Below are 18,036 nucleotides of genomic sequence, written 5' to 3' on the forward strand. Positions count from 1 at the left end.
GCTATTAACTCACATTTAATAATTTTATCACTCTATTTTTAAGAAATCAATCTAATTTTTCTATTCCTCTGAATTTTCTATTGAATTATCAGATTCCGACATATCTTCTTCTGTATTTTCTTCATCTTTTTCAATGACAACAATTTTATCAACGATAGAATCATCATCTAATCGAATAACCTTAACTCCCAAGGTATCTCTTGAAGCGGTTGAAATCGAATCGATATGAACACGAATGACGACTCCTTCATTGGTCATGATTAGTAAATCTTCATCACCATCAACAGTGACTAAACCAGCTAATTTACCACTCTTTTGAGAGATATTAGATGTTTTTACACCTTTACCGCCTCGGTTTTTAATAGCATATTGGTTAGATTCAGTTCGCTTACTGTAACCATTTTCTGTCACTACAAGAACTTGCTTATCATCATCTAAAATAGCAGCACCAATAACATAATCTCCTGAACGGAGTCTCATACCTCTGACACCTGAGGCTGTCCGACCCATATCACGGACATCATTTTCATTAAAGCTAACGGCATAACCATTATTAGAACCAATGATAATATTTTTTTGTCCATCAGTAATTAATACATTCACTAACTGATCATTTTCTCTTAATTTAATAGCAATTAAACCATTGGTACGAATGTTATAGTATTCACTTACTAAAGTACGCTTAACGGTCCCATTTTTAGTAACAAACAAGAGATGAGTGTCTTCATCATCAGCTTCTCTACGAATATTAACTATATCTCTTACATACTCTTCTTTATCTAAGTTTAAGAGGTTAATAATAGGTAAGCCCTTCGAAGTTCTTCCATATTGAGGTATATCGTAACCCTTAGCGCGATAAACCTTACCAAAATTAGTGAAAAAGAGGAGGGTATCATGGGTGGAGGCAGAAACTAAGCTTTGAATGGAATCCTCGTCACTCACTCCCATTCCTTTAACCCCTCTACCACCTCGATTTTGAACACGGAACTCATCTTCAGTCATACGCTTAATATAACCAGAAGTGGTTAAAGCAATCAAAATATCTTCCTCATCAATTAAATCTTCATCTTCAAGAGACTGAATTTCACCCAATTTGATTTCAGTTCTTCTTGGATCATTATATTTCTTAAGTATTTCTCTTAATTCATCATGAATAATTTCATAAATTCTTTCTTGAGAAGAAAGTATTTCAGTCAAGCGAACAATCAATTCTTGTAAATCTTTTAGCTCGGCATCGATTTTTTCTCGTTCTAATCCAGTTAAGCGAACCAATCGCATATCTAAAATAGATTGTGCTTGAATTTGCGAAAATTCAAAACGATTAATCAATTCTTGCTTAGCTGTTTCTGAATCGTGGGAAGAACGAATAATAGCAATAATCTCATCAATGACATCTAAGGCTTTTTGTAGACCTTGTAAAATGTGAGCCCGATCTTCTGCTTTTCCTTTTTCAAATTTAGTCCGTCGCGTAATCACTTCAACTTGATGGGCTAAATATTTTTCAAGAATTTCTTTTAAATTTAGTATTTTAGGAACTCCGAAATCAATCGCTAGCATATTAATACCAAAGTTAGTCTGTAAAGGAGTATGTTTATATAAGTTATTTAGAATAACATGAGCAGAAGCGTCTCGACGTGCTTCAACTACAATCCGCATACCTTCACGACCAGACTCATCAGCAATATAGGAGATACCATCAATTCGCTTATCACGACCCAATTCAGCAATTCTTTCAACTAATTTAGCTTTATTTACACCATAAGGTAATTCTTTAATAATAATTCGCTCACGGTCTTGATTATTACCAAAGTATTCAATTTCAACTTTACCGCGAATTGTGATTTTTCCTTTACCTGTCCGATAAGCTTGGCGAATACCTGATTTTCCAACAATAATTCCACCAGTAGGAAAATCAGGACCCGGTAAAGCTTCCATCAATTCATCCACAGTCGCTTCTGGATTACGCATAAGAATTTGTAAAGCGTCAATGACTTCTTCTAAATTATGCGGTGGTATATTGGTTGTCATACCAACTGCAATACCAGAAACTCCATTAACTAAAAGGTTAGGGAAACGACTTGGTAATACAACCGGTTCTTTTTCTTCTTGAGAATAATTTTCTTGGAAATCAATTGTATCTTTATTAATATCTCTTAACATTTCTAGAGTGATTTTAGCCATTCTAGCTTCAGTATACCGCATTGCAGCTGCACCATCACCATCGACTGAACCAAAGTTACCGTGGCCATCAACTAACATTTGGCGGTAGGAGAAGGGTTGCGCCATCCTTACCATGGCTTCATAGATTGCAGAGTCACCGTGAGGGTGATACTTACCCATAACATCCCCAACAATTCTGGCTGACTTCTTATGTGGTTTATCAGGTGTAACACCTAATTCATTCATACCATATAGAATACGACGATGAACAGGTTTTAATCCATCACGAACATCTGGTAGGGCTCTTGCGACAATTACTGACATAGCATAGTCCAAAAATGAATTACGCATTTCATCAGGTAAATTGATTTCTTCAAAAGATTGTTTGCTAACATCAAAATGATCTTCCGTCATGACTAACTCCTTTCAAGGGTAATTCTATACATCCAAGTTACGTACATAGACTGCATTTGTTTCAATAAAGACACGACGGGGTTCTACTTCTTCTCCCATCAACATAGACATCACTGCATCCGCTTCTACTGCATCATCAACAGTTACTCGCTGCATCCGACGATTTTCAGGATTCATCGTTGTTTCCCAAAGTTGATCTTCATTCATTTCTCCAAGACCCTTATACCTTTGTAATGAATACCTAGTATTTGGATTTTCTTTTTCCCATTGGAGTAATTGCTCATGTGTATCTAAATAAATCTCTTTTTTACCAACTTTTAATTTATAGAGTGGCGGAAGTGCAATATAAACATAGCCTGCATCAATCAAAGGACGCATATAGCGGAAAATAAGCGTTAATAATAACGTACGAATATGCGCACCATCGACATCTGCATCGGTCATAATGATTAGTTTATGATAACGGGCTTTGCTCACATCAAATTCTGCTCCAAAACCAGTGCCCATGGCAGTAAATAGCGAGCGAATTTCAATGTTACTCAATATACGCTCCATTGAGGCCTTTTCAACATTTAAGATTTTCCCTCTAATTGGTAAAATAGCCTGATACATTCTTGAACGGCCTTGTTTAGCCGAACCACCTGCTGAATCTCCCTCGACAATAAATAGTTCGCATTTTTCTGCGTCTTTAGAAGAACAATCCGCTAATTTACCAGGTAAGTTTGCGATTTCTAAACCGGATTTACGACGGGTCATCTCCCTAGCTCGCTTGGCAGCCATTCGTGCTTTTGAAGCTAGAATTCCTTTATCTAAAATCAAACGTGCAACTTTAGGATTTTCCAATAAAAATGTTTCAAAATGTTGAGAGAAAAGGCGATCTGTTACAGTTCGTACTTCAGAATTCCCTAATTTTGTCTTAGTTTGACCTTCAAATTGAGGATCTGGATGTTTAACCGAAATAACAGCTGTCAGACCTTCACGAGTATCCTCTCCAGATAAGTTATCATCACCATCTTTAAGTAAGTTATTTTTACGACCATAGTCATTAATAACCCGTGTTAAAGCTGTTTTAAAACCTGATTCATGTGTTCCTCCTTCATAAGTGTGAATATTATTAGCAAAAGACAGTAAATTTAATTGGTAAGCATCTGTATATTGTAGAGCGATTTCAACAGCAATACCATCTTGTTCACCTTCAATATAGATAGGTTCATCAAAAATTAATCCCTTGTCTTCATTAAGATAAGAAACGTATGATTTAATTCCACCATCAAATAAATAACTATCATCAGCTTCGCGATCCATCCGTCGATCTTGTAAAGAAATGCGTAAACCTTTATTTAAGAAAGCTAGCTCATGGATACGCTCATTTAATATTTCATACTTAAAATCCGTTGTTTCGGTAAAGATTGACGGATCCGGTACAAAATTAACTTTAGTACCTGTTTCCGTTGCTTCTCCAACCACCTTTAACTCAGATACAATAGCTCCTCTTTCAAACTTAATTTGATGAACTTTTCCATTACGTGAAACCTCCACTGATAGTTCGCTTGATAAAGCATTCACAACAGAGGCTCCTACACCATGGAGACCACCTGAAACTTTATAACCGCCACCACCAAACTTGCCACCCGCATGCAAAACGGTGTAAACCGTTTCAACAGCAGGTCTGCCTGTTTTAGATTGAATATCGATCGGGATTCCACGACCATCATCTGTTACCGAAATAGAACCATTCGCTTCTATGACTACTTCAATTTGACTACAATAGCCAGCTAAAGCTTCATCAATAGAATTATCAACAATTTCCCAAACTAAATGATGTAATCCAGTACTCGCAGTAGATCCAATATACATTCCTGGTCGTTTACGGACAGCTTCCAATCCTTCTAATACTTGGATTTGTTCAGCATCATATTGGGGTTGAGTTACATTTTTCTTGTCGTTATTTTCTGCCATTTGTATCCTCCTATTGAACTTTACCTTTACTTATATGTCTTATTGAAGAATTTTTTAGCTCTTGAATATGAATATTTTCAATACTAGCTGTGGTTAAAATTGTTTGAACTTTCCCTTCGATTTTACTCATCAAAATAAATTGACGATGATCATCTAACTCGGACAGAACATCATCTAATAAAAGAACTGGATAATCTTGATCAATTGTATAAAATAAATCCAATTCAGCTAACTTTAAACTAAGAACAACTGTTCGTTGTTGGCCTTGTGAGGCAAATTGCTGAGCTGAATTTCCATTAATATTAAAAATTAAATCGTCTCGATGAGGTCCATATATGGTAGCTCCTTGATGGATTTCCCTTTGAATAGACAATTTGAACAATTCACTCATTTGATCTTTAATTAAATCAATCTTCTCATAATCAAGTTTAGAAGAGGAAGACTTATAGACCATTGATAAGCTATCTCTTTCATTAGAAAGTTCATAATGAATCGGGTGAGCCATTGCTTCTAAATCTTTAACAAATTGCAAACGATATTTAATTACTTGGCTTCCTGCATCAATTAGCTGATCAGTTAAGATGTCTAAATAAACTGGATCATAAGTATGTTTTTCACGCGCTTGCTTTAAATAAGCATTTCTTTGTTTAAGTAAGCGATGATATTCTAATAAATTTTGTAGGTAGATGGGATGGGTTTGACCGAGTTCTGTATCTAAAAACTTTCTTCTTAGACTTGGAGACCCCTTAACTAATTGCATGTCTTCGGGAGAAAAGAGGATAACATTTAATTTACCTATAAATTGAGAAAGTCTCTTTTGATCGAGGTGATTGTATTTAGCAATCTTACCCTTATCATTTAATATGATTTCTAAAGGAAATTGAGAGTTTTTAGTGGTTATTTGGCCGACTATCTTTGCATAATCTTCTTCCCAACTAATCATTTCTTGATCATGATTGGTTCGATGACTCTTAGCCAAAGACAACAAAAAAATGGCCTCAAGGATGTTAGTTTTTCCTTGGGCATTTTCACCAGCTAAAATAGTTAGACCGTCATGAAAATCAATCGAAAGCTCTTTATAGTTCCTAAAATTGGTTAAATTTAATTCTTTTATTTTCATAAGCTATCTTATTGATCTACGACATCTACTATTAATTCATCCTGAACAAACTCCACACGGTCTCCAGGATATAATTTTTTTCCTCGTCGATTTTCTGATTCGCCATTTAAATAGACAGTAAATTCACCTAAGTACCATTTAGCCATTCCACCACTGGATATTAAATCTACTATTTTTAATAATTGGCCGAGTGTTACATGGTCACTATCTATTTTGACTTTTTTATGTTCCATTTGGCCACCTCATTAGTAATTTATTAGATTCATTATACTACTAAATAGCTTAAATCTCAAATTTTTGGCGAAAAAATGCCATTTTAAATAAATTTGACCTTCAGAGTATAAAAAGCTTATTTAAGTTAAATTAGGCTTAAATGCTAAATAATGGCAAAAAATAAGCAGGTCGTTTATTAGACCCGCTAAAAAGTTTTAATGTGTACGAACTGGTGTTAATAATTGCAGTAAATCATTGTGGGGTAATTCACTCTTTACACTTGGTGTTATAAGCATTGGACGAACTGCTGAATTAAATTGAATGGTAATTTCTATATCGCCAAAAGATCTTAAAGCTTCTTTCATATAGTCAGGGTTGAATGAAATCTGAAGCTCTTCACCATTTGAGGAAACAAATTGAATTTCTTCTGCCACATTCCCTATTTCATTTCCTTTTACAAATAACTCGATATGGTCTGTTTGAATATCTAATTGGACAATATTATTTTTTCCTTCATGTGACATTAAAGAGGCCCGTTCAATTGCTTGCAGAAAATCAGCCGCATTTAAGACGATTTCTGTTTCAGATGAATTAGGAATTAACCGATCAGTAGCAGGGTAATTACCCTCCAGTAAGCGTGAATAAATTGTTATGTTTTCGAAAGTAAAAATAATTTGTTGATTCGATATAGTCATCATTAAATCAGCATTATCAGGAACTATTCTAGCCAATTCAATCATTGTTTTTTTAGGAACAGTGATTGCTTCTAAATGATGCGAATTCTCAGTTAATTTTAAAGGAATTTCTCTTTGGCTTAAACGATGGCTATCTGTTGCCACTCCCACTAAGTAATCTTTTTCTAGCATTAAGTGAAGTCCTGTTAAAATTGGACGTGATTCTTGATTAGAAGCTGCAAAAATAGTCTGATGAATCATATTTTTAAAAGTAAGTGTTGGAAGTTGAATTTGATGATCTAGGTCAATAATAGGCAAACGAGGATACTCATTTCCATCAATACCAACAATTTGGAATTTTGCATTACCAGATTGAATAGTTGCTTTAAATTGATCATCTACACTCACTATTACCTCATCTTGTGGTAATTTTTTAATAATTTCATTTAATAAACGTGCAGGTAATACAATTTGGCCTGTTTCTTCAATTTGTAAATTAGCTAAGGGTTCATCAACTGAAATATGACTTTCGATAGATATATCAGCATCGCTACCTATTAAAGTCATTCCATTACTATCTAAAGATAATTTAATTCCATATAGAATGTTAATGGTTGTTTTAGAAGGAATAGCTCTTTGAACATTATTTATTTGTTGAGTAAAAGCAGATCGGTTAATTGTAAATTTCATAATTTTCTCCTTTATAAATAATTATTATATATCTAAGTAATAATAGTAGGGCTTGTTGATAGAGTGTATAAGTGATAAAGAGTTCTACAAACTAGGCTTTAGCATTGTTGATGACTATGTGTAAAGATGATTTTTTATAGTAGACTTATCCACATTCTTTATTCTAGCATCTGTTTGATTGTTGCAATTTCATGTTTGAGGGTAGTATTACTTTTAAGATCTTCAGAGATTTTTTCATAAGCATGGATAACCGTCGTATGGTTTTTATTACCGAAAGCTTCACCAATTTTAGGAAAAGATAGTTCTGTTAATTCACGTGTAAGATACATAGCAATTTGACGAGCAGTAACGATTTCTTTGTTCCTTTTCTTTCCTTTAATTTGTTCAGTGGATATTTTATAAAATTGACTACAAGTAGAAATGATAGATTCGGCATCAATTACCTTTTCTTTTTGCTCTCCAAAAATAGAAGAGAGAGCTTCTGCGGCTAAATGACTTGTAATTTCTTTGCCCTCTATAGCTGCATAGGCAAAAACTCTCATTAAAGCTCCTTCTAATTCACGTATGTTTGTATCTACATTATTAGCGATATATGTGAGAGTTTCAGAATCAATATCCAATCGATTATTTGCAGCCTTTTTTCTAAGGATAGCGATACGAGTTTCCAAATCAGGAGGGGTAATGTCGGTTGATAATCCCCATTTGAATCGTGAAATAAGCCTTTCCTCGAGATTATCAATATTATTTGGTAAACGGTCTGAAGTTAAAATAATTTGTTTATTATTATTATAAAGTTCGTTAAAGGTATGGAAAAATTCTTCTTGAGTGGCATCTTTTTTCGATAAAAATTGAATATCATCGATCAATAAGACATCTATTTCACGATACATTTCCCTAAATTTTTTTTGAGAACCGTTTTGAATACTGGTAATAAAATCATTAACAAAAGATTCACTGGTTGCATATTTAATTTTAGTAGAAGGGTTTTTACGTAGGATATCGTTACCTATAGCTTGCATTAAATGAGTTTTTCCTAAACCTACACCACCATAAATTAAAAAGGGATTGTAAGTTTTTCCTGGACCATCACTCACTGCCAGGGCAGCTCCTGCAGCCATTTTATTATCTTCACCAATCACAAAGTTTTCAAAGGTATAAGAAGGATTTAATTTTGAGTCAGAAAAGCTTGGAAGACTATCTGTCTCTCCTTGCTTATCAATCGATTTCAAAAGCATGGGTTCATTTTGCTTGCTTTGATAAATTATAAATTGAGGTTCATATTCAATACCATATCGTTCACGACTATATTGCAATATATAGTTTACCAAATGATTTTCCCAATATTTTTTAGTCATCGGATTAGGAACTGCAATCGTAATTGATTGATTACCAATTCGAGTAGGGATTGAAGGTTCAACCCAGGATCGATAGGAAGAAGTGGACAGGATTTCTTTTAAATAATCTTGAACTCCTTGCCAAAAAAGATCTTTTTCATCCATTCATTTCACCTCGAATAAGTTAATATAGTTAAGATTATTGTATCATATTTAGAGTTTTCCACAAGTTGAGAATGTGTAAAAAGCTCTATCCACATACTCACATTTAAGTTATCCACATGTTAATTAAATGTGTGGATAAAAAAATAGTTTAGTAAACATTAAGTAGATTTGTGCAAAAGAAAAAAATAACAATTCCTATGTCATCAACTTTCTTAAAGGTTTAAATAATGTTTTCAACAGAGTTTGTGGATAAAATAATATTTATTGACAAGCTTAGAAAATGTGGATAATTTTATCCTCTAGTTTGTTAAAAGAAGTTTATTTTTTTAGGGTTTGTTTAAAAACTGTGGATAAGTTGTTGACAATTGTTAAGATTTTACATCGATTGAGATATTTAATAGAATATTAAAAAACACTTGACTTTAAAGGAGTCATTCTTATAAACTATTCTAGTATTGTTTATATTTAGCAACAAGGAGGTGTATTGCATGACTAAGAGAACATACCAACCTAAAAAACGTCAACGTAGTAAAGAACACGGTTTTCGTAAACGCATGTCAACAAAAAATGGACGTCGTGTATTAAGCAAGCGCCGCTTAAAAGGACGCAAAAAGTTAACTGCATAATTTTGAGGCTTCCAAGTGAGGCCTTTTTTTTATAAAATAAAGAGAGAGATTCCAATTATTCTTATTTTTGATATAATATTATGAGGACTCTAAAACATCGGAGTGATAGTCTAATGAAAAAAGAATATCGAGTAAAAAGTGATAAGGATTTTCAAAGAGTCTTTCATCAAGGAAACTCTACAGCAAACCGTCAACTGGTTATTTATACCTATTCAAAACCAGGTCAAAAACATTTTCGTGTCGGTTTGTCAGTAAGTAAAAAGTTAGGTAATGCAGTTTTTAGAAATCAAATAAAACGCTATTTAAGACAAGCCTTGCATGAGGTGGAAGATATGGTTATTCCTGAAGTTGATTTTCTATTGATTGCTCGTAAGGATATTTGTGATAAGGATTTAAAGCAAATAAAGAAATCGATTATTCACGTTATGAAGAAAGCTAAAATTATCCAACCATTATTTAAACTAGAAAAATCTGGAGGTCGTAATGAGCAATAAAAAAGTAAATAAAATTTTAAAACTTTCACTGCTATCAGCTATTGTAGTGGTATTATCTGCTTGTGCAAATATTAATGAACCGATTACTAACGATTCATCAAATCTTTTGGATCAATTTGTTCTCTATCCCTTCTCTCAATTTATTGTTTGGCTAAGTGGTTTAATGGGTCATAATTTTGGTTTAGGTATTATTAGTTTAACCCTTTTAATTCGTCTTTTGCTAACCCCTTTGACATTAATGCAGATGAAATCTCAAAATAAAATAATGGAGTTACAACCGGAAATTGAAGCCATTAAAGCTAAGTACCCTCACAAAGATCGTCACTCAATGGAGTTACTTCAAGCTGAGCAACAAGAATTGTTTGATGAAAAAGGAGTTAATCAATTCGCAGGTTGCTTACCAACTTTAATTCAATTACCAATTTTGATGGCCTTGTATCAAGTGATTTCGCGAACAGAGCTTATAAGACAAGGACAGTTTCTTTGGGTTGATTTAGGACAACCAGACCCTTACTTTATTTTCCCTCTTTTAGCGGCTCTATTCACATTTTTATCTACTTACCTAAGTAGTAAAGCAAATCCTCAACAAAATGTTTCAATGAAAATTATGATGATAACTATGCCAATTATGATTTTCTCTATATCTTTTGCTTTACCTAGTGCAGTTTCACTTTATTGGTTTATATCGAATTTAATTACTGTAATTATTATTTTAATTTTTAACAATCCATATAAAATGATTAAAGAACGCCAAGAACGCATTGCTCATGAAAAAGAAAAAGAGCGTCAATTGCGTAAGGCCTTGAAAAAAGTTAAAAGTCGTAAATAAATTAAAAGGAGTGATGATATGTTAGATCATAATATGACTGTTAGGGCTGAAAATGTCGAATTAGCTATTGAAAAAGGGTTAAAACAATTGCGAATTAGTCGAGAAGAAGCCGATATCCGTATTATAAGTGAAGGAAAAAAAGGTTTCTTTGGCTTCGGTAAGCAAGAAGCAGTAGTTCATATTGAAGCTAAGACTGATCTATCATTAAAAGAATTAACCAATCAATTAGAAAAAAAAGTTGGAATGGAACATAAGGATAAAACAGGTCAAAAACATAAAGAAACAGTAAATAAAACTAAAGATTATATCCGTCAAAATAATCAAAAACATAGTGAGCCTGTTAAAGAAGAGGTTCACGATCAAAGAAAAACTGACAATGTTGTTTTAGAAAAAGAATCTTCCATTGAAAAACAAGCAGAAGATAAAAAATCTGAAACAGTCGAGCAAAAAGTGAGTGAAAAAGTTTCAAATGAAAACCAAACGTCTGAAACAGAAGTTGCACAAAGTGAATCTACAATAGAAGAAGAGTATCAAGCGGCTTGCCATTACCTCGAAGAAGTTATTCGTTTATATGGTGCAGAATCGCACATTGAATACGAATTAAGAGGTAATCAGTTAGTTTTTAATATTGAAACGGACAAATCAGGTTTAGTCATTGGTAAACATGGAAAAATTATCAATTCCTTACAGACTTTAGTTCAGGTTTTATTGCATAGACGTGATCGTAAACGAATCTCAGTTTTATTAAATGTTGGGGATTACCGTGACCGTCGTTTAAATGTACTTGAACAAATGGCAGAAAGAACTGCTGAGCAAGTTTTAACTACCAAACAAACAGTCATCCTAGATCCGTTACCTGCTTATGAACGCAAACAAATTCATGCTTATCTTGGACAATATGAGCATATTGCAACCCACTCTGAAGGTAAAGATCCTAATCGATATTTAGTGGTAGATTACGTCCCATAATATTAATTACGTCCCTAAGCTTTGCTTAGGGATTTTTTCTCTCAAACCTTTTTTATAAATGTTTAGTCATAATTGAAAATTATCATGAATAAATCAATGGTCTTATTTTTAAAACGAAGCACTAGTAAAATTATATTAGAAGGTTATAAAAATTATGATATAATATAGCTTGTTTTAGGAGGTGACGGATTTGAGTCTGTCTGGCAGAAAGATATTTTGGCTTTTGTTAATTGTTATTACTTTATCAGCTTGTAAACAAGAACCTATGATTAAATTGAGTAAAGAAAACCAAATGAAGATAGAGAAGAAACAAGCAGAAAATAAAGAAACACAGCTAGATCAAATAAATAATAAGAAAGCCAATACATCCGACCAAGTAGTTATTGATCCTAACTCGTGGATTAAAGAAGGAGAAGATGTAAACTATAATTTAGAAAATTTTCTTCCTTATAATGCTAATCAAGTAAAAATCCTTTCCAATGGTAAAACTAGCTATGTTGAATATATGGATCAAACAAGCCAACAGATGCAAGTGAGAGAGACGCTAGCTGATGAAAAAACCATTGAACTCTATCGTTGGAATACTGAAGTGATTGAACTATACGGAAAATTTGAAAAAGAGCGTCGATTTACTAATTATTTAAAAAACTCAATAGAAGCTAATCAATTAGAAAAAGGTCTAATCATTTTACAATCTCCTTTAAAAGTAGGAACTGAATGGTTATATGACGGTAACATTCCTTCAAAAATCGTCGGCTTATATAAAGAAGTGAATATCGGTGATCAAATCTATCAAGAAGTGATTGAAGTTGTGACTCAATTTGAAGAGGGCGAAAGACATCAGCTATTTGCTGCTAATAAAGGGATTATTGCTCAATGGCAAGAAAATAAAGAGGAATATTATCTTGCAGAATCGATTACAGATAATGTAATGTTAGTAAGCAAAATGGATTGGTACATGCCTCAATCTTCAACAGAAGAACCTTTTATTCAAAAAGAGACAGTTGACTTTGCCTGGCAAACAAACGATACCCTAGCAACAGCTTTTCAGCGCTTTTATTACGATAACCAATGGATTACTCCCGAAATACAAGTGGTTGATATTTATGAGTCCAATGGAATTGCCCATCTCAATTTTTCAAGCGGTGTTGTTGCTAGTTTAAACCGATATCCAGCAGGTGAAAAAGCGGTAGCAATTGCCATGATGGTGAATATTGCTGACTATTACTCTGTTAATCAAGTGAGTTTAGAAGTGTTTGGAAATGGTATGCTACTCAATGCCATATCTTATCCTCCTAATGGAATTCATCAAATAGATCCCAAATGGGTCAAGCAAGAAGATAGTAGTAATACGCAAACGCCTTTGAGTAGTGAAGAATTAACCTTAGAATAAGTGAAGATCACCATTCTTAATTAGAGGAATGGTGTTTTTATTAAGGCAAATGTTTTGGAGAGCTTATGTTAAAAAAAAGCTAGACACTCTCTTTTAAATATAATTTATCTAAACAGTTTCACACCTATCTTGCAAGAAGAATAACGATTTGATACAATTACTACGATAAATAGACAGGCAGTCAAAGTGCTTTCGAATGACCTAAAAAACTTAGGTATCTTTCGTTGAGCACTTTTTTTATGATTAAAGGGGGTATTAAGTATGTATATTTTAGACACAATTGCAGCTATCTCAACCGCAATTGGCGAGGGAGCTATTGGAATAGTACGTATGAGTGGTCCGGATGCTTTGCCAATAATAAAAAAAATATTTAAAGGCAAAGACTTGAGTCAGGTTGAAAGTCATACCATCCATTATGGTCATATAGTAGATAAGGATCAAAAAGTCTTAGATGAAGTAATGGTCACTATCTTAAAAGGACCAAAAACCTATACACGTGAAGACATAGTAGAAATTAATTGTCATGGTGGTATCGTAGCTATGCAGCGAATCCTGGAAAGTTGTTTATTAGAAGGTGCGCGCATGGCTGAACCAGGTGAATTTACAAAGCGCGCCTTTCTAAATGGTCGCATTGATTTGTCACAAGCAGAAGCTTTGATGGATTTAATTCAAGCTAAAACAGGTAAAGCTATGGACGCTTCTCTAAACCAATTAAAAGGAACCCTATCTCAGCAAATTAGACAATTGCGCCAAGAAATGCTTGAAAGTTTAGCTCAAATTGAAGTAACGATTGATTATCCGGAATATGATGATGTTGAAGAGATGTCTAGTCAAACTCTTATAGAAACAGCACAATATGTAAAAAATAAAATAAATCAAATTTTGAAAAAAGCTCAAAATAGCCGTCTTTTCCGTGAAGGAATACGAACAGCTATTATAGGTAAACCAAATGTTGGTAAGTCGAGTTTACTAAATTACTTAACTGGATTTGACAAAGCAATCGTAACTGATATCGCTGGAACAACTCGAGATACTATTGAAGAATACATCAATGTCAAAGGAGTCCCCCTACATTTAATCGATACAGCAGGCATTCGCCAAACTGATGAATTGGTAGAGCAAATTGGTGTGGCTAAAAGTCGTAAAATTATGGAAGAATCTGATTTAGTTATTTTGATTTTAAATCAATCTGAAGCTTTGACAGAAATTGACAAAGAACTTTTATCTTTGACAAAGGATCAAAAGCGAATCATTTTATTAAATAAAACCGATTTGCCGAGTCAAATTGATTTTACAAAGTTGACAAATGTAGTAAATAAAGAGGAAATCATCCCAATTTCAATCTTAAAAGATCAAGGATTAAATCTACTAGAAGAAAGAATTGAAAATTTGTTTTATACGGGAAATTTAGAGTCGAATGATATTAATTATTTACTTAATTCACGTCATACTAATTTACTAAAGCAAGCAATTCAAGCGCTTGACGAAGTTGTGAATGCTTGTCAAGCAGACGTACCTGTTGATTTGGTACAAATAGATTTTACTAGAGCCTGGGATCTTTTGGGCGAAATAACAGGTGATAGCGTACAAGATGAATTATTAGATAAGTTATTTAGTCAATTCTGTTTAGGAAAGTAGGAAAGCTATAATGCAACAATTATCTACAATTTGTTATCTGGATAATGGAAAACAGTTATTATTGCTCCACCGTAATAAAAGAGAAAATGATATCCATGGAGGAAAATGGGTTAGCGTCGGTGGAAAATTTGAAGCAGGAGAAAGTCCTCAAGAGTGTGCAATTCGTGAAATTTATGAAGAAACGGGTCTAAGGGCCAAAAGCTTAATCCCCTTAGGTTTCATAACTTTTCCAGATTTTACCCATGATGATAGAGATTGGTATTCTTTTGTCTATAGAGTGACAGATTTTGAAGGAGACCTATTAAAGGACTGTGACGAAGGGACTTTAGAGTGGGTGGATTATGACGATGTCTTGGACAAACCAATTTGGGAAGGGGATTATCTCTTTTTACAATGGGTCTTAGAAAACAAACCTTATTTTTGGGCTAAATTTGCTTATGATAAAAAGGGTGACTTAATCGACCATCAGGTTGAATTTATGAAAAACAGAGGTGAAATATAATGCAAACATATGAAGCGGGTCAATATGATGTAATTGTTGTAGGAGCCGGGCATGCAGGTTCGGAAGCAGCTTTAGCTTCAGCTCGACTAGGTGCTCAAACACTTTTAATTACGATGAATCTAGAAATGGTAGCCTTTATGCCATGTAATCCATCAATTGGTGGACCTGCTAAGGGGGTCGTTGTACGTGAAATTGATGCACTGGGTGGAGAAATGGGACGTAATATAGATAGGACTTATATCCAAATGCGTCTTTTAAACACCGGTAAAGGACCAGCAGTTCAAGCACTCAGAGCTCAAGCTGATAAGCAACATTACTCCAATACAATGAAGCAAGTCTTAGAAGAAACAGATAATTTAGACCTCAAACAAGGACTTGTTGAAAGACTTTTAATTGAAGAAAATCAATGTCGCGGTATTATTACCAATTCGGGGGCTATTTATCGTGCTAAATCTGTAGTTCTAACGGCAGGTACTTCTTCACGAGGAAAAATTATTATTGGAGATTTAGCCTATTCTTCCGGTCCTAATAACACCCTACCTTCTGTTAAACTGTCTGAACATTTAATGGAATTAGGGATTGAATTAACTCGTTTTAAAACTGGAACACCTCCACGAGTGCATTATGACTCAGTCCATTTTGACAAAACAGAAGAACAGCCTGGCGATATTAAAGCGAATCATTTTTCTTATTTGACAGATGATAAAGATTATTTGCAAGATCAAATATCTTGTTGGTTGACACATACCAATGGTCAAACGCATAATATAATTAGAAATAATTTGCATAAAGCACCTATGTTTTCGGGAATAGTTGAAGGAGTAGGGGCTAGGTATTGCCCATCAATAGAAGACAAAATAGTTCGTTTTAGTGACAAACCACGCCATCAAGTGTTTATCGAACCTGAAGGTCGTAATACTAAAGAAATGTATGTCCAAGGCTTGTCAACTTCTTTACCAGAAGATGTCCAACTAGAGATGCTCCATTCAGTAGAAGGTTTAGAAGAAGCAAAATTGATGCGAGCAGGGTATGCTATTGAATATGATGTAGTGGTACCCCATCAATTAACGCTATCCTTAGAAGTGCGAGATTTACCTGGCTTATTCACTGCCGGTCAAATGAATGGAACGAGTGGTTATGAAGAAGCAGCAGGACAAGGAATTGTTGCAGGAATCAATGCTTGCCATAAGGCTTTTGACAAAGACCCTTTTATTATAACGCGTTCAGAAGGTTACATTGGTGTTATGATTGATGACCTTGTAACAAAAGGAACGACTGAACCTTATCGTTTGCTAACTTCTCGGGCTGAATACCGTTTATTACTACGTCATGATAATGCAGATTTCCGTTTGACAGAAAAAGCCTATAAAATTGGATTAGTGGATGAAGCACGTTATCAGCATTTTAAAACGAAAGAAGCTGCTGTAAAAGCAGAACTTGATCGCTTAGCGTCTATTCGTATTAAGCCAAGTACAGAGGGTTTAACAGAGTATTTTGAAAGAATCAATTCAACGCCACTTAAAGATGGAATTTTAGCTAGTGAACTTTTAAAAAGACCGGAAATTAAATATTTTGAATTGATTAAAGCTTTACCTATTTTAATGACTGAAGTTAATCGACAAGTAGGAGAACAAGTTGAAATTCAAATCAAATATGCAGGCTACATTAATAAAGCTAACCATAAGGTCGATCGTGTTAAAGCTATGGAAGAAAAAATAATTCCTGAAAACCTAGATTACGATGCAGTGGATAGCTTAGCAACTGAAGCAAGAGAAAGATTAAAATTAATTCGACCTTCTAACATTGGACAGGCTAGTCGAATTTCAGGTGTCAATCCGGCTGATATTGCCATTCTTTCAATCTATATTCAACAGGGTAAAATTGCAAAAATTGAATCTCATCAATAATCAACTAAAAATCACCAAAAAGATAAAGATCTTCTTCTCAATTAGCAAGCTAATTAAGAAGGGATCTTTTTAAAATGAAAAAAGCAGATACTATAAATTTAAGTAATTTAATTATCTTTCGAAATTTATTGAAGGATAGATGTTGCTATTGAGTAGTTATTTTAGTAAAGTAAAGTTGCTGTGAAACATTGTTTCACAATTACTAAAATGAGAGGGATTATATGGAAGAAAATCAGTTTAAAAAGAAATTGCAAGATCAAGGATTATCAATTAGTCCCGATCAACTACTACAGTTTTCCACTTATTATCAGTGGTTAATTGAATGGAATCAAAAAGTTAATCTGACAGCTATTACTGATAAAGAAGGAGTTTATCTTAAACACTTCTATGATTCTTTAATGCCGCTGTGGCATTTACCTTTAGCGAACTATTATTTGAAGATGTGTGATGTAGGAGCGGGTGCAGGTTTTCCAAGCTTACCAATCAAAATTATTCATCCTGAAATTGAACTGACGATTATCGATTCTTTAAATAAACGTATTCAGTTTTTAAAAGATTTAAGTTCCAATTTAAAACTTGAACAAATAGAGTTTCTCCATGGCAGGGCTGAAGATGTGGGCCAAGATTCAAATTATCGTGGACAATTTGATTTAGTGACTGCTCGGGCAGTAGCTCCTTTAAATGTTTTAGCTGAGTACTGTCTTCCTTTACTAAAAAAAGGTGGAAAATTTATAGTTTTAAAAGGCAGCCATGAACAAACAAATACGGAATTAAAAGAAGCTGAAAAGGCGATTAAAATATTAGGAGCAAAGTTAGAACAAGTGGTGCAAACTTATCTGCCTGAAGATGAAGGTGAGAGAACACTATTATTAATAGAAAAAACATTAGATACTCCCAATAAATATCCACGTAAAGCAGGTAAGCCAAGCAAACAGCCTATAAAATAAAA

The 18,036-nt window shown here is 33.8% G+C and carries 15 protein-coding genes; 9 read left to right on the plus strand and 6 right to left on the minus strand.

Translation table 11 applies throughout. From position 1 onward, the window contains the following. Positions 1-60 precede the first annotated feature (60 nt). The 6 genes from gyrA to dnaA form a co-directional block, all read right to left on the minus strand. The gene (gene gyrA, locus ACQV2X_RS06380) at positions 61-2,574 is read right to left on the minus strand and encodes a DNA gyrase subunit A (RefSeq protein ID WP_428875075.1); all 2,514 of its coding nucleotides are present in this window, start codon (positions 2,572-2,574) and stop codon (positions 61-63) included. A gap of 24 nt (positions 2,575-2,598) precedes the next feature. Beyond that, positions 2,599-4,533, minus strand: coding sequence for a DNA topoisomerase (ATP-hydrolyzing) subunit B (gene gyrB / locus ACQV2X_RS06385; protein ID WP_428881937.1), 1,935 nt, complete (start codon positions 4,531-4,533; stop codon positions 2,599-2,601). Between the two features lie 10 nt (positions 4,534-4,543). Next, positions 4,544-5,653 (minus strand): DNA replication/repair protein RecF, encoded by a 1,110-nt coding sequence (gene recF / locus ACQV2X_RS06390; protein WP_428873046.1) that lies wholly within the window; start codon positions 5,651-5,653, stop codon positions 4,544-4,546. Positions 5,654-5,661: 8 nt separating this feature from the next. Next, a complete protein-coding gene (yaaA, locus tag ACQV2X_RS06395) occupies positions 5,662-5,886 on the minus strand; it encodes a S4 domain-containing protein YaaA (RefSeq protein ID WP_428873045.1) in 225 nt (74 codons plus the stop codon). A gap of 195 nt (positions 5,887-6,081) precedes the next feature. Next, on the minus strand, positions 6,082-7,230 hold the full coding sequence (gene dnaN, locus ACQV2X_RS06400; RefSeq protein WP_428873044.1) for a DNA polymerase III subunit beta: 1,149 nt from the start codon (positions 7,228-7,230) through the stop codon (positions 6,082-6,084). A gap of 158 nt (positions 7,231-7,388) precedes the next feature. Continuing rightward, positions 7,389-8,729, minus strand: a complete 1,341-nt coding sequence (gene dnaA / locus ACQV2X_RS06405; protein WP_428881934.1) for a chromosomal replication initiator protein DnaA — start codon at positions 8,727-8,729, stop codon at positions 7,389-7,391. A gap of 488 nt (positions 8,730-9,217) precedes the next feature. Between dnaA and rpmH the strand changes: the two genes are divergently transcribed. The 9 genes from rpmH to rsmG all read left to right on the plus strand — a co-directional run bounded on the left by rpmH (position 9,218) and on the right by rsmG (position 18,034). Continuing rightward, the gene (gene rpmH, locus ACQV2X_RS06410) at positions 9,218-9,355 is read left to right on the plus strand and encodes a 50S ribosomal protein L34 (protein WP_258436956.1); all 138 of its coding nucleotides are present in this window, start codon (positions 9,218-9,220) and stop codon (positions 9,353-9,355) included. A 113-nt stretch (positions 9,356-9,468) separates the two neighbouring features. Then, a complete protein-coding gene (rnpA, locus tag ACQV2X_RS06415) occupies positions 9,469-9,849 on the plus strand; it encodes a ribonuclease P protein component (RefSeq protein ID WP_428873042.1) in 381 nt (126 codons plus the stop codon). After that, positions 9,839-10,678 (plus strand): membrane protein insertase YidC, encoded by an 840-nt coding sequence (yidC, locus tag ACQV2X_RS06420; RefSeq protein WP_428881933.1) that lies wholly within the window; start codon positions 9,839-9,841, stop codon positions 10,676-10,678. The genes rnpA and yidC overlap by 11 nt, the downstream gene beginning before the upstream one ends. An 18-nt stretch (positions 10,679-10,696) precedes the next feature. Further along, entirely contained in the window at positions 10,697-11,647 is a 951-nt protein-coding gene (gene jag, locus ACQV2X_RS06425; protein ID WP_428893237.1) for an RNA-binding cell elongation regulator Jag/EloR, read from the plus strand. A 190-nt stretch (positions 11,648-11,837) separates the two neighbouring features. Continuing rightward, positions 11,838-13,040, plus strand: coding sequence for a hypothetical protein (locus ACQV2X_RS06430; protein WP_428873039.1), 1,203 nt, complete (start codon positions 11,838-11,840; stop codon positions 13,038-13,040). Positions 13,041-13,301: 261 nt separating this feature from the next. Continuing rightward, positions 13,302-14,678 carry a tRNA uridine-5-carboxymethylaminomethyl(34) synthesis GTPase MnmE gene (gene mnmE, locus ACQV2X_RS06435; RefSeq protein ID WP_428873038.1) on the plus strand — a complete coding sequence of 459 codons (1,377 nt, stop codon included), beginning with the start codon at positions 13,302-13,304 and terminating at the stop codon, positions 14,676-14,678. A 10-nt stretch (positions 14,679-14,688) separates the two neighbouring features. Continuing rightward, a complete protein-coding gene (locus ACQV2X_RS06440) occupies positions 14,689-15,180 on the plus strand; it encodes an NUDIX hydrolase (protein ID WP_428873037.1) in 492 nt (163 codons plus the stop codon). Next, the gene (gene mnmG, locus ACQV2X_RS06445) at positions 15,180-17,087 is read left to right on the plus strand and encodes a tRNA uridine-5-carboxymethylaminomethyl(34) synthesis enzyme MnmG (RefSeq protein WP_428881930.1); all 1,908 of its coding nucleotides are present in this window, start codon (positions 15,180-15,182) and stop codon (positions 17,085-17,087) included. Before ACQV2X_RS06440 ends, mnmG begins: the two co-directional genes overlap by 1 nt. A gap of 221 nt (positions 17,088-17,308) precedes the next feature. After that, positions 17,309-18,034: a 16S rRNA (guanine(527)-N(7))-methyltransferase RsmG gene (rsmG, locus tag ACQV2X_RS06450; RefSeq protein ID WP_428875081.1), complete on the plus strand. Its 726-nt coding sequence runs from the start codon at positions 17,309-17,311 to the stop codon at positions 18,032-18,034. Positions 18,035-18,036: the final 2 nt, after the last annotated feature.

Origin of the sequence: Facklamia sp. P12945, from assembly GCF_050409485.1 — a bacterium.
Taxonomy (GTDB): domain Bacteria; phylum Bacillota; class Bacilli; order Lactobacillales; family Aerococcaceae; genus Facklamia.

Bases quoted from the DNA above. Each gene is read 5' to 3' on its own strand.
- mnmE (WP_428873038.1), top strand. From the start codon at position 13,302: ATGTATATTTTAGACACAATTGCAGCTATCTCAACCGCAATTGGCGAG.
- jag (WP_428893237.1), top strand. From the start codon at position 10,697: ATGTTAGATCATAATATGACTGTTAGGGCTGAAAATGTCGAATTAGCT.
- yidC (WP_428881933.1), top strand. From the start codon at position 9,839: ATGAGCAATAAAAAAGTAAATAAAATTTTAAAACTTTCACTGCTATCA.
- dnaA (WP_428881934.1), bottom strand. From the start codon at position 8,729: ATGGATGAAAAAGATCTTTTTTGGCAAGGAGTTCAAGATTATTTAAAA.
- rpmH (WP_258436956.1), top strand. From the start codon at position 9,218: ATGACTAAGAGAACATACCAACCTAAAAAACGTCAACGTAGTAAAGAA.
- gyrB (WP_428881937.1), bottom strand. From the start codon at position 4,533: ATGGCAGAAAATAACGACAAGAAAAATGTAACTCAACCCCAATATGAT.
- rnpA (WP_428873042.1), top strand. From the start codon at position 9,469: ATGAAAAAAGAATATCGAGTAAAAAGTGATAAGGATTTTCAAAGAGTC.
- recF (WP_428873046.1), bottom strand. From the start codon at position 5,653: ATGAAAATAAAAGAATTAAATTTAACCAATTTTAGGAACTATAAAGAG.
- dnaN (WP_428873044.1), bottom strand. From the start codon at position 7,230: ATGAAATTTACAATTAACCGATCTGCTTTTACTCAACAAATAAATAAT.
- ACQV2X_RS06440 (WP_428873037.1), top strand. From the start codon at position 14,689: ATGCAACAATTATCTACAATTTGTTATCTGGATAATGGAAAACAGTTA.
- gyrA (WP_428875075.1), bottom strand. From the start codon at position 2,574: ATGACGGAAGATCATTTTGATGTTAGCAAACAATCTTTTGAAGAAATC.
- rsmG (WP_428875081.1), top strand. From the start codon at position 17,309: ATGGAAGAAAATCAGTTTAAAAAGAAATTGCAAGATCAAGGATTATCA.
- mnmG (WP_428881930.1), top strand. From the start codon at position 15,180: ATGCAAACATATGAAGCGGGTCAATATGATGTAATTGTTGTAGGAGCC.
- yaaA (WP_428873045.1), bottom strand. From the start codon at position 5,886: ATGGAACATAAAAAAGTCAAAATAGATAGTGACCATGTAACACTCGGC.